At 67.2% G+C, this 12,099-nt stretch carries 13 protein-coding genes and 1 pseudogene; 6 read left to right on the top strand and 8 right to left on the bottom strand.

All coding sequences use genetic code 11. The annotated features are described in order from the left end of the window. Positions 1-24: 24 nt before the first annotated feature. On the bottom strand, positions 25-219 hold the full coding sequence (locus OG225_RS20050; protein ID WP_405183065.1) for a ferredoxin: 195 nt from the start codon (positions 217-219) through the stop codon (positions 25-27). A 360-nt stretch (positions 220-579) separates the two neighbouring features. On the opposite strand from OG225_RS20050, the gene OG225_RS20055 reads away from it, so the two are divergent. From OG225_RS20055 to OG225_RS20065, 3 genes are all read left to right on the top strand, one after another. After that, positions 580-2,472 carry an MFS transporter gene (locus OG225_RS20055; protein WP_405183066.1) on the top strand — a complete coding sequence of 631 codons (1,893 nt, stop codon included), beginning with the start codon at positions 580-582 and terminating at the stop codon, positions 2,470-2,472. Then, a complete protein-coding gene (locus tag OG225_RS20060) occupies positions 2,469-3,017 on the top strand; it encodes a TetR family transcriptional regulator (protein WP_405183067.1) in 549 nt (182 codons plus the stop codon). The genes OG225_RS20055 and OG225_RS20060 overlap by 4 nt, the downstream gene beginning before the upstream one ends. A 114-nt stretch (positions 3,018-3,131) precedes the next feature. Next, positions 3,132-3,326 (top strand): hypothetical protein, encoded by a 195-nt coding sequence (locus tag OG225_RS20065; RefSeq protein WP_405183068.1) that lies wholly within the window; start codon positions 3,132-3,134, stop codon positions 3,324-3,326. A gap of 270 nt (positions 3,327-3,596) precedes the next feature. Here the strand turns inward: OG225_RS20065 and OG225_RS20070 are convergent, their stop codons facing one another. Together OG225_RS20070 and OG225_RS20075 are read right to left on the bottom strand one after the other, a co-directional pair. After that, positions 3,597-3,809, bottom strand: coding sequence for a hypothetical protein (locus OG225_RS20070; protein WP_405183069.1), 213 nt, complete (start codon positions 3,807-3,809; stop codon positions 3,597-3,599). 222 nt (positions 3,810-4,031) lie between these two features. Beyond that, complete coding sequence (locus OG225_RS20075) at positions 4,032-4,427, bottom strand: nuclear transport factor 2 family protein (RefSeq protein WP_405183070.1); 396 nt, start codon at positions 4,425-4,427, stop codon at positions 4,032-4,034. Between the two features lie 87 nt (positions 4,428-4,514). On the opposite strand from OG225_RS20075, the gene OG225_RS20080 reads away from it, so the two are divergent. Then, a complete protein-coding gene (locus tag OG225_RS20080) occupies positions 4,515-5,306 on the top strand; it encodes a helix-turn-helix domain-containing protein (RefSeq protein WP_405183071.1) in 792 nt (263 codons plus the stop codon). Positions 5,307-5,715: 409 nt separating this feature from the next. On the opposite strand, the gene OG225_RS20085 is transcribed toward OG225_RS20080, so the two are convergent. After that, positions 5,716-6,054 (bottom strand): hypothetical protein, encoded by a 339-nt coding sequence (locus OG225_RS20085; protein ID WP_405183072.1) that lies wholly within the window; start codon positions 6,052-6,054, stop codon positions 5,716-5,718. 440 nt (positions 6,055-6,494) lie between these two features. Here OG225_RS20085 and OG225_RS20090 point away from each other — a divergent pair, with 440 nt between their 5' ends. Beyond that, positions 6,495-7,232, top strand: coding sequence for a sulfite exporter TauE/SafE family protein (locus OG225_RS20090; RefSeq protein ID WP_405183073.1), 738 nt, complete (start codon positions 6,495-6,497; stop codon positions 7,230-7,232). A gap of 70 nt (positions 7,233-7,302) precedes the next feature. Here the strand turns inward: OG225_RS20090 and OG225_RS20095 are convergent. Then, positions 7,303-7,584: pseudogene (locus OG225_RS20095) on the bottom strand (diacylglycerol kinase); the annotation flags it as partial. Between the two features lie 181 nt (positions 7,585-7,765). Between OG225_RS20095 and OG225_RS20100 the strand changes: the two are divergent. Continuing rightward, entirely contained in the window at positions 7,766-8,683 is a 918-nt protein-coding gene (locus tag OG225_RS20100; RefSeq protein WP_405183074.1) for a DAPG hydrolase family protein, read from the top strand. Positions 8,684-8,692: 9 nt separating this feature from the next. Here OG225_RS20100 and OG225_RS20105 read toward each other — a convergent pair whose 3' ends face one another. The 3 genes from OG225_RS20105 to OG225_RS20115 all read right to left on the bottom strand — a co-directional run bounded on the left by OG225_RS20105 (position 8,693) and on the right by OG225_RS20115 (position 12,089). Further along, positions 8,693-9,787, bottom strand: a complete 1,095-nt coding sequence (locus tag OG225_RS20105) for a mechanosensitive ion channel family protein (protein ID WP_405183075.1) — start codon at positions 9,785-9,787, stop codon at positions 8,693-8,695. A gap of 215 nt (positions 9,788-10,002) precedes the next feature. Next, on the bottom strand, positions 10,003-11,049 hold the full coding sequence (locus OG225_RS20110; protein WP_405183076.1) for an aldo/keto reductase: 1,047 nt from the start codon (positions 11,047-11,049) through the stop codon (positions 10,003-10,005). Further along, complete coding sequence (locus tag OG225_RS20115) at positions 11,046-12,089, bottom strand: aldo/keto reductase (RefSeq protein ID WP_405183077.1); 1,044 nt, start codon at positions 12,087-12,089, stop codon at positions 11,046-11,048. The genes OG225_RS20110 and OG225_RS20115 overlap by 4 nt, the downstream gene beginning before the upstream one ends. Positions 12,090-12,099: the final 10 nt, after the last annotated feature.

The following is a 12,099-nucleotide window of genomic DNA, read 5'->3' on the forward strand; positions in this document are numbered from 1 at the left end:
TGCGGTGACACCGCAGAACTCGATTCATTCCTCGATGTGGATGGCCATGGCGGGACAGACCGCCGCGGCTCGGCGGATATCCTCGGCCAGTTCCTGCGGCGGGGCTTCATCGAGGAGCACGACGATGCCGTCCTCGTCTCGCTGGTCGAACACGTCGACCGCATGCATGACACAGTGGCCGGCCCCGACACATTTGACCTGATCGATGGTGATCTTCATCGGAGTCTTCCTTTCTGAACATCCTGGATCGGGCGGATTCGAGTCCGCTTCATCGCGCGTCCGCGCAGTTCGCCACGCCGATTCCCGTCACAACCGCTCCGGAAATCAGATCGTTCATTCGTTCAGTCAACTACCGCGCAATCTTTAAGTCAACTGATTGACTTAACTCGACCGAGTGGCGAGTATCGCCCAGCGCCTCCCGGGCGCGACCGAGCCGGCTCTCCGGCAGGTTCCAGCCGCCTCGGGGGTGAACGCACGTTCACCTCGATGGTATGAATGGGGCCATCCCTGTGAACCGGAGGCCTCGTGCACAGTCCTGTCGAATCGCCGCCGAGTCGCGCCCTGACGATCGTGTTGTGCATGTCGGGCGTGGTGGTTGCCCTACAGCACACTCTGGTCGTTCCCCTGCTCGGCGAATTCCCCGGGATCCTGAACGTCGACTACGCCAGCGCCTCGTGGCTCGTCACTGTGACGCTGCTGACCGCCGCCGTGGCCACACCGATCCTGTCGCGGTTGGCCGACATGTTCGGCAAACGACTGATGATGCTGGTCTCCCTCGCCACGATCGTCGCCGGATCGGCGGTCGCCGCGATCGGCGGAACATTCCTGACGGTCCTGGTCGGGCGCGGACTACAGGGGCTGGCCTCGGCACTTGTGCCCATCGGCATCGCGATCCTGCGCGACGAACTACCCAAAGCCCGCGTCGCCGGTGCGACCGCCATCATGAGCGCGACATTGGGAGTCGGCGCGGCACTGGGACTTCCGCTGCCGGGGATACTCTACGAGCGCCTGGGCTGGCAGTCGATCTTCTGGCTGTCGGCGGCGGCAGCGGCGGCACTGTTCGTCGCGGTACTGCTGGTGGTCCCCGAATCCGCGGTCCGCAACCCGGGACGATTCGACTTCGGCGGGGCGGTATTGCTGTCGATCGCACTGGTCGCCATGCTGCTGGCCATCTCCAAAGGCAGCACCTGGGGGTGGACCAGTCCACCGACCCTGATCACGGCGGTGATCGCGATCCTCGCCTTCACGGCCTGGTTCCCGTTCGAACTCCGCGTCGGACAACCGATGGTCGACCTACGAACCTCCGCCCGCAGGCCGGTGCTGCTGACCAATATCTGCGGCCTGCTCTGTGGCATCTCGATGTATGCCAACATGCTGACCACCACCCAACAGTTGGCGATGACCACCGCCACCGGATACGGCTTCGGACTCTCGGTACTGACCGCGGGGCTGTGCATGATGCCCGCCGGAATGATGATGGTCGCCTTCGCACCGGTCTCGGCGCGAATGATCCAACGCATCGGCGCCAAACACACTCTGATCGCCGGAACCGCCCTACTCGGCCTCGCCTACCTGCTGCGGATACTGCTCACCGGGTCGGTTCCGCTCATCGTGCTCGGCTCCATGCTCGTCACCGTCGGCACCGCGATCGCCTACTCCGCCATGCCGATGCTCATCATGGGCTCGGTCCCGATCACCGAAACCGCCTCGGCCAACGGGCTCAACACCCTCATGCGATCGATCGGCACCTCCATCTCGAGCGCCCTCATCTCCGCACTGCTGACCACCGTCACCATCACTGTCGCCGACCGGCAATACCCGTCGCTGACCGCCTTCCAGCTCATCTTCGCCTTGGCCGCGACCGCCGCCCTGGCGACCCTGGCCGTCGCGTCGTTCATCCCATGCATCGACACCGCCGACACCACGACCGACGACCAACAACCACCCGACGAACTGGTCGTCACCGGCGTCGTTCACCGCGCAGGCGGACAACCGATCCGCCACGCGGTCATCACCGTGCTCGACACCGCAGGCGAACCGGTCGACTGGAGCCGCGCCGATCACACCGGCGAATTCACCGTCGTACTCCCCGCACCCGGCCCCTACCTGATGATCACCAGCGCCGACGGATGGGCACCACACTCACAGGTAGTCGACTTCACCACCGACGCCGAACGCCACCACGTGCTGCTCACCGAACAACTGAGTCTGCACGGCCACGTCACCGTCGGCGCCTACCCCTGCACGGGCGCAGTGGTCAGCCTGGTCAAAACCACCGGCGAATACGTCGCCGCCACCGTCACCGCCGAAGACGGCAGCTACGAACTCGCCCAACCTCCCAGCGGTCGTTACCTGGTCACCGCGCTCGGCGCCGACCGTCGCACCGCCACCCGCCACGTTGTCGTCCTGACCCGTCCCGCCGTGGTCGACTTCGATCTCGCACACGACCCACAAGCGGTCGGCGCCCGATGAGCGAAACCTCCACCCGCGAAACCGTCGTCGCCGCCGCGCGTGAACTGTTCGCCCGCCGCGGCTACACCGCGACCACCATCAAGGACATCGCCGCCGCGGCAGGCTGCTCCCCCGCACTGGTCATGAAACTGACCGGAAGCAAAGCCGAACTCTTCGCCGCCGCCGACCCGTCGGCAGCCGGACTGGAGGAACCACCGCCCGCCGAAGAACCGATCGGCATGCAACTGGTACGTCGCATCGTCGACCGCCGCGACAACGACGAACCAGAGCCGTGGGCCATGGCTCCGCTCCTCATCCACGAATCCGCCGACCCCGCACATACCCGCACCGCCACCCGCAACCGATACCTCGACGCCATCGCCCACCGCATCGACGACACCACCGAACACCGCGTCCGGGCCCAACTCGTCATACTCGAACTCCTCGGCCTCGCCGCAGGCCTACGCCACCTCGGTCTGCTCGGCCCCGAAACCATCGATCCCGAAACGCTCATCACCCGCTACGGAGCAGCCGTGCAAGCCATCATCGACAACCAGCCGCGATAAACGGGAAACACACGACGCCCGAGCCCGGGCCGACAGCGACATCCTGGAACCTCCGGTCCGAGTTGGCCTGTGCCGCAACGCGTGCCCCACCGAGTTCCCTTCGAGTAGAATGTGATGACACGATTTGTCGGGGGAATCATGTCGAACAGCCATCAAGAACAGGTCGATGATTCACGCGCCCGATGGCGCCGCCTGCCCGCCGAACCCGCCTATTACATCGAGGAAACCCACCTCGACGGGAGTTCGTCGAGCTACATGGTTCCCGCCGTCGACCCGGCCCAGGACTTCATTCGCCTCTACGGCGGCTAGTGCCGCGCCAGGCACCCTCGTTGGGATAATCCGGGCTCGGTGAGCGTTCTGCTGTCACTGGGCGCGGCGCATCTGCCCCATCCTTGGTTGTGGCCCCTGCGCCGCTGGCGAACTATCGACCATGCAATCCACGACGTCGCCGCAGGACGCGCGCATAGGCGCCGCCATGCGTCGCGACCGAACCCGTATCACCGCCTCGGAGTCCACAGTGCACACCCGTCCCCGGTGCGTGCACCGCTCAGGAGCGGCCGGTGTCGACTCGACGCCCGGTCAGCGGTCGTGGACGACGTTGCCGGAAGGTAGGGAAGGCAGAGCCACCATCATGGCCAGGCAGATCGCAGCGCCCGCGCCGAGGCCTGCCATCAGCGATCCTGCCAGCATCGCCACCCCGAAACCGAAGACCAGGGCGATGATCGCGAACAACAGGGCGGTTCCCGACTCGACGCGACCGCCCCTGCCGGGTTGGATATTCATCGCAGTCATATCACCGGGCTACCCCTGTTGATCGTGATCCAAACGTGTCCCAACGGCCGGGGCGCATCGCCAGCAACCCTCATCGGTCACCCTTACACGGCCAGGCTCTACCGTAAGGCGTTGCTACACAACAGTGTCGACAACACCGAGTTGCGCGCGGAGCCGCCCTTTGCCGAATACGTAGCCGGCGTCCCGGCCGACCGTCTCGTGGCGCCGTGAGGTGCTGCCGGCTCAGAACATGCCGTGCGGTATCTGCTCGGGTTCGGGAACAGCCTGAACCACATCCCAATGCTCGATCATCTTTCCCTCGACCATCCGGAAGATATCGACAACCGCCGTACCGCGCGCTTCGCCCGCCACCGTCATCCGGTAATGCACGACCACGTACTCCTCGTCGGCGATGATCCGCGCCAACTCCAACCCGGCCGAGGCGAACGCGGACTCGGCGATGAATTCGATGAAAGCCTCCTTGCCGGAAGGGTTTCCGGGGCTGTGTTCGACGAAATCGTCGTGCAGCAGCGTACGCAGGACATCGAAATCACCTGCGGCGACTTCCGCGAAGCCACGCCGGGCCAGTTGCTTGTTGTACGCGGCCGGATCGTGAGCCGCGAGGTCGTTGTTCGTCATGAGAACGAGCCTGACCGACCGAGCACGACCCGTCGATTACTCGGCACGTAATGGCCGACCCGACCACGACGCCGCGATACTGGACCGATGCACGCGGACCGACCGATAGGCGAACTACTGCGAGAATGGCGACACCGGCGCAAGCTCAGTCAACTGGACCTGGCGATCGCGGCCGACGTCTCCTCGCGGCACATCAGCTTCATCGAGACCGGACGCACGATACCCAGCCGGACAATGGTCCTACACCTGGCCGAGCACTTGAACGTGCCTCTACGCGAACGCGATCGGCTACTCACCGCTGCGGGGCACGCACCGCAATTCCACCGCCGCGACTGGTCCGACCCGAAACTGCGACCCACCCGCGAAGCCGTTCAACGGGTCCTGCATCCACACGAACCCTTTCCCGCGCTCGCGGTCGACCGACACTGGAACCTGGTGCAGGCCAACGACTGCGTGCGGGTCTTCTTCGACGACGTCGACCCGGCCCTACTACAACCTCCCATCAACATGATGCGACTGGGCCTACACCCCCGAGGATTCGCCCACCGACTGCGCAACCTGGACCAGATACGCGCGAACCTGTTGCCGCGCCTGGCCCGTCAGGCGATGGCCAGCGGCGATCCGGAACTGACTACTCTCCACGAGGAACTCCTGACCTACGCCGCGCTCATCACCGACACGGAGCCGGCCGAGATCGTGCTTCCGATCCGGCTGGTCCACCACGATGTCGAACTGACGTTGTTCAGCACGGTGACGACCTTCGGCACCGCCCACGGCATCACCCTGTCCGAAGTCGCCGTCGAGGCGTACTTTCCGGGTGACGCCGAGACCACGAACTACCTGCACGAGTTGGCCGACAGCACCAAGCCCGGCCGTTGACGAGTTCGAGTAGTAGGACCGGGTTCCCGACCGTTCCGGAAACAGCCCCCTGTTGCGGTCGACTCCGCACCGGCAGCATCTCAGGGAACCCGATGCCGTCAGCACCGTGGTAGATCCGCGGGGGAGGCTATGCCGGAGTCGGCCACGTCGTTGGCCGGTGGATCCGATGCCTACCTCGCGGACAGCGCGGCGACGATGTTGGATCGGCCGGCGCGGATCGCTGGCGCAAGCGCACCGAGCCAAACAGCCCTACCGCGCGCCACAGCCCGCAACCGGTTGACAGGAACCATAGAGATACCCCGGGCCCGTAACTTCCGCACGCTTTCATCTCGGCGTGGCGGTGCGTCTACCGCCACGCCGAACATGTCCATTACCAATGGATTCCAGTACGAGATCCCGAATCGCCCGTTCAGGACAAGACGCCGACCGATACCGCCGTCGGTCCGGTGAGCGGGCCTTCGATGACGATGATCATCGTCGAGTGCTGGTCGGCGGCGGCCTGTCCGGCCAGGCGGGTGAGGGTGTGGCCGAGGCTGGTCTTCGCCTCGGGGGTGAAGGTCGGTGGCAGTTGGCCGAGGATGCCGCCGATATTTCCGACCGAGAGGGCGGAGGCTTCGGCGGGGGTCAGGATCACGGTGGTGCTCGTCGGTGAGTCGATCAGGACGGCGGCCTGGGCGGCCGGAGCGGCGGCGGCGACCGCACAGGCTGTCGCGGCACAGGCAAGCAGAGCGGTGTGTACCCGATTCATCGGGAATCTCCTCAGGTCAGGTGCGTTCGGCAGGTGCCCGCGCGATCGAGGGGACGTCACCGGCCGTGCCGAGGGAGTTCGAACATTCGACGGCAGGGACGATCACGGAACCGGATCAGCGCGGTCGATCCGCACCCCGCGCGGAACTGTCCGCGTTCATCCGTGCGCGCGCGACAGCGGAAGACGGCCGTGCGCGGGGAAACGAGGCGGCGAGCGGGACGCTCATCTACCCATTCGGCGCCGTCGACGGCGAGGATCGATCGACTGCGTCACATCGCGCGATCCGCGTGCGTGAACGATCGCCGCGCACTCGAACGGCCGAGGGCGGCCCTCCGGTTACCCGCCCGTATAGTTCCCAGCGCAGGAGGCCCCGCCACTCGGTGATCCCGAGGTGCGGGGCCTTCGCCGTGATCCGCCCATCGAACACCGGAGAATCCGCGTTGACTGTGCTCACCTTCCTTCTGGTCGTCGTCGCGGGATTCTTCGCGGGCCTGGTCGGGTACGTCACCGGAATCGCCTCGCTCATCTCCTATCCGGCGTTGCTGGCCGCGGGCCTGCCGCCGGTGGCCGCCAATGTCACCAATACCGTGGCGATGGTGGCGGTCGGGGTCGGCTCCACCGCGAATTCGGGTGCGGCGCTGGCCAAGGACGGCCGCAAACTCGTGCTCTGGGCAGCCTGTTCGGCGACGGGCGGGATCGCGGGCGCGGCGTTGTTGCTGCTCACCCCGGCCGACGCGTTCGAGATCGCGGTGCCGTTCCTACTCGCGGCGGCGTCGGTGAGCCTGCTGCTGCAACCCAAGCTGCGCGAACTGGCGGGTGATCGGGAGTTCCCGCGCATGTATCCGCTGGGCATGATGGCGATCGCGGTGTACGGCGGCTATTTCGGCGCGGGCGTCGGTGTGATGTTCCTGGCGCTGATCCTGGTCTGCACGTCCGAGCACATCTGGCGGGCCAGCATTCTGAAGAGTTATCTGACCGTGGTCGCCAACCTCGTCGCGGCGATCGGCTTCGCGCTCTTCGGTCCGGTGCACTGGCTCGCGGCCGCCGCGATGGCGATCGGCGCGTTCGCGGGCGGATGGTGCGGACCCCCGGTGGTCAAGGTGCTGCCGCCGACTGTCGTACGGGTGGCGGTGGCGATCTGCGGGGTCGGCCTGGCCGCCTATCTGGCGCTGACCTGATCGGGCCGCCGTCACCCACCGCATGGACGACGGCGGCCGCGGTGCGCGGGCGCGCCCGAAGCGCGACCGGCTATCCGACCGGTTGGGACGCGGCGGGCACGGTGAACACCCCTTTTCCGGTGATGAACGGCAGGTCGAGGGTGGTGCGGATACCGGGGGCCGCGGTTACGACGGCGGGCGCCGCGTTGACGATCCGTCCCGCCGCTGCCACGATCGCCGCGTGATTGTGGTCGCCCACCAGGCTGGTCGGGCAGATGTCGACCGCGCAGGACGGTTCGCCGGTGATCTCGACCCGGTACGAGCCACCGGGCTGCGCGGGGCGCGGCCAGCCGGGGCACAGGTCGTCGCGCAGCGGTCACGGCCGTTCCGCACAAATAGTCCCGGGCGCCACGGCAGACCCGCCCGGTAGCACGACTGCCGGGCGGACGTCGTGCCAGTGACATGTCTCCGAGAAGTGCCGCGCGACGGACGGTCCCGTTGTGAACTGTTGGTAACTCCTGTCGTCGTCCGCCCGGCCTGGCTAATCTCGTCGGGTGGCGAGACAGCGGTACCTGACACGCAGAGTGACACTTTCCCTCGGAGCCGCCGTGGCGGGCGCGATGGTCACCGGCGTCGGCGCGGCGAATGCCGAACCCGATTCACCGAATACCAGATATCGCGGCTACTCCGAGCATGATCGCACCCGGCCGTACGCGAAATACATGGCCGACCGCACCGCGCGCGAACCCGCGCCGGTATCGGCCGCCTACGCCGGGCCGCCGACGCCCGCCGCCGACATCCCCGACTTCTCGGCGCTGCGCGCCGATCTCGCCGCGACCGGATCGTCGCCGATCGAAACCGGGTACGGGCGCACGGCTTCCGGCCAGGCGTGGGTCGCGGTGCGCACCGAGATGCCCCGTGTCACCGCCGCCATGTGGGACTGGTGGTTCGGCTGGCATTCCTCGGAATCGGCGCGCTACAAACTGTGGCATCCCGACGCGCACCTGTACGCGGCCATCGCCGCCGACCGCACCGCCGCACCGCTGCCGGACCGCGAACGATACGTCGGCAACATCTCCTACGTCGACGAGTACATCGGCACCGAACTGCAACAGCTCGCCATCGCGTTCCAGGACCCGATCGCCCACGGATTCGACGTCCCCGAAGGACAGACCGTCGTCTTCGGCAAGGTCGGCAGCAGTGTCGCCCCGCTGGACGTCGGCCGGCTGGCCCACCAGGTCAGGCCGATCACCGGCGGATGCGAGATGCGCAGCCGCTTCTACCTCAATATGTGGAGTCTGCGGGTCCCGGACCTGGCCAGGGCCGCCGACGCCGTCGGCCGCGGCCCCTCGGTCGATCCGAGGGATATCGCGGCCGATCTGGACGCGGCGCGGGATCTGCTGCTGCACTGCGGTCAGGAGATGAACCACCTCGCGGGGTTCCTGCCCGAGCTCTACCGCGAATTCCGGTAGCGCCGCCCGTCATTCGTCGGATTCACCACGGGAACCGTTGGCGCTCATCGCCATCCGGTAGTCGCCGTCGGACGGTCCGGCCAGTGCGGTCGGAATCTTGGGCAGCGCCTGCGGATGGGTGCGCCCGAGCCAGCCGAGCAGTTCCTCGCGGACGGCGCAGCGCAGATCCCACACGTCGTCGGCGTCGGCGGCCGACATGGTGGCCCGCACGACGATATTCGTCGGCGTGCTGTCGGTGACGACCAGACCCCAGGAACGGCCGTCCCATTCCCGGCGTTCACGCAGGTACTCGTGCAGGTGTTCGCGTAACAGCGTGATCGGCGTGCTGTGGTCGAGATGCAGGTAGACGGTGCCGGTGATCTGCGCGCCGCCGCGTGACCAGTTCTCGTACGGTTTGCTGTTGAAGTAGGAGACCGGCATGGTCAGTCGGCGGTCGTCCCAGATCCGCACCGTGAGGAAGGCCAGGGTGATCTCCTCGACCACACCCCATTCGCCCTCGACCACCACGGTGTCGCCGATCTTGACCGAATCGCCGAAGGCGATCTGCAACCCGGCCATGAGATTGCTCAGCGTCGACTGGGCCGCCACACCGGCGATGATGCCGATGACACCCGCCGAGGCCAGCATCGAGGTGCCCAGCGCCCGCATACTGGGGATCAGCAGCAGAATCGCCACCGCCACCGTCGTGACCACCAGCACCGAGGTGACGATGCGACGCACCAGACCGAGCTGGGTGCGCAATTGCCGCACGCGCGAGATCTCGCTGGTCCGTTGGGAATAGCGGCGCAGCATATTCTCCGCCACCGCGTCCGCGGCGCGGATCGCCAGCCAGGCCACGGCGATGATCGTCACCGCGGCGAGCATTTTCCTGATGAAGGTGTCCTGGTGCGGGTCCAGGTGCGCCAGCGGATAGGTCGCCTGCAACGCCAGCGTTCCCAGCAGCAGTTGCAGGGGCAACTGGAGTCTTCGCAGCAGCAGCGGCAGGTGGGTATCGGGATGACGGCGTGCGCCCAGGCGCAGCAGTCGGTCGATCAACAGGCCCGCGATCACGGTGACCGCGACGGTTCCCGCCACGACGATGAGTGGCCGTAGTACTTCCTCCAAGAGTTCGAACTCCTCCCGTGGTCACCGCCGCGCCGCGATACGCGCGGCCGTGACCACTCGTCGTCGACTCGCAACAGGCAGTCGCTTACCCACTCGCGACAGGGAACTACGGCACCGGTGATGTGGCGAATGCCACCCTGTCACGGGGTTTCGCCTCGGGATCGTCGTCCGCGCAGGTCAGCGCGGACGACGGCCGCCGCCACCGCTGCGGGGAACTATCGCGCCGGGACCACCGACCTGCGCAGGGCGGGTTCGGCGAGGGCGCGGGGAATCGCCCCGGTATCGCGTTCGCTGAAGATCGTGCCCGGCGCGACGATTTCGTCGATGCGGTCGAGCACGTCCGCTCCGAGGGTCACCTCGGCGGCGCGCAGGTAGGCGTCGAGGTGCTCCCCGGTGCGCGGGCCGATGATGGCGGCGGTGACGTCACGGTGGGCGAGCACGAAGCCGACGGACAGGTCGATCAGCGACAGCCCCGACTGTTCGGCGAGTTCCGCGAGCGCGTCGGCGGCGGCGAGTTTGGCGGCGTTGTTCGGTGAGTCGATGTCGAAACGTCCCGGGATCAGGTCGGCCCGGTGCGAATGCGGCTGCTGCGCGCCGATCCGGTATTTCCCGGACAGCCAGCCCGCGGCCAGCGGACCGTAGGTGATCACGCCGAGTCCGTATTTGCGCGCGACGGGCAGGGTTTCGCGTTCGATACCGCGTACCAGCGGCGAATACGGAACCTGTTCGGTAGCGGGACGATTCAGTTTCCGTCGGTCGGCGACCCACTGCGCTTCGACGAGTTCGGCGGGCGGGAAGGCCGAGGTGCCGTAGTAGCGGATCTTGCCCGCGCGCACCAGATCGTCCAGCGCGCCGACGGTTTCCTCGATCGCGGTCACCGATTCGGGCCGGTGCACCTGGTAGAGGTCGAGGTGTTCGGTGTCGAGTCGGCGCAGCGAATCCTCCACGGCGCGCGCGATCCAGCGCCGGGAGTTGCCCCGGTGGGTCGGATCGTCGTCGACGGCATTGTGGAATTTGCTGGCCAGGATCACGGTGTCGCGACGACCGCGCAGCGCCTTGCCGACGATCACCTCCGACTCCCCGCGCGAGTAGGTGTCGGCGGTATCGATGGCATTGATCCCGGCGTCGAGCGCGCGATGGATCAGGGCGACGGATTCCTCGTGGGTGGTGCTGCCGCGCGTGCCGAAATTCATGGCGCCCAGCACGTAAGGGCTGATCCGCACACCGGTGCGGCCGAGCGGACGGAGGTCGGACAGGCTCATCGGAGAACTCCTGCGGGGTCGCGGCGGCGGGTGGCGGCATCGGTGAGCGAAGGCGGCAGATAGCCCTCGTCCGCGGGGCTGATCGTCACCCCTGGCGCGACGATCTGATCGATGCGGTCGAGGATCTCGGCATCCAGGCGCACGTCGACCGCCCCGAGTTGGGATTCCAGGTGGTCGAGGGTGCGCGGGCCGATGATGACGGTGCTCACCGCGGGATGCTGGAGGACGAAGGCCAGCGCGAGGTGGACCAGCGTCAGACCCGCGTCGTCGGCGAGTTTGGCCAGTTCCTCGGCGGCGGCCCGTTTGCGCTGGTTGGCGGCCAGTTCCGGATCGTGGCGGTGCGGCTGGCGGTCGATCCGGCTGGATTCGGTCGCGGTCTCCCCCGCCCGGTATCTCCCGGACAGCCACCCGCCCGCCAGCGGACTCCAGGTCAGGACCCCGAGGCCGTACTGTTGCGCGATCGGCAGGGTGGCCCGCTCCGCGCCCCTGGCGAGAATCGAATACGGCGGCTGTTCGGTGACCGGCCGGTTCAGGTTGCGATCCTGGGCGACCCACTGCGCCTCGACCAGCTGGTGCGGTTCGAAGGTGGTGGTGCCGTAGTAGCGGATCTTGCCCGCGGCGACGAGGTCGTCGAGTGCGCGCAAGGTCTCCTCGATCGGCACCTCGGGGTCGGGCCGGTGCACCTGGTAGAGGTCCAGGTGATCGGTGCCGAGGCGGCGCAGGCTGTCTTCCACCGCGCGCACGATCCAGCGCCGCGAATTGCCCCTGGTATTGGGATCGGTCCCGATCTGGCCGTGGAATTTACTGGCCAGCACCACTTCCGAGCGGCGACCGGCCAGCGCCTTGCCGACGATCTCCTCGTTCTCGCCCTGGGAGTACACGTCGGCGGTGTCGACCACGTTGATCCCCGCGTCGAGTGCCCGGTGGATGATCCGCGCGGCGTCGTCGTGGTCGCGGTTGGCCCAGGCGCCGAAATTCATGGCGCCCAGGGTGAGCGCGCTGACCAGGACTCCGGTCCGGCCCAGATAGCGATGTGTCATCGTCGGATCC

It is taken from the genome of Nocardia sp. NBC_01377 (genome assembly GCF_045040005.1).
In the GTDB taxonomy this organism is placed as follows: Bacteria; Actinomycetota; Actinomycetes; order Mycobacteriales; family Mycobacteriaceae; genus Nocardia; species Nocardia noduli.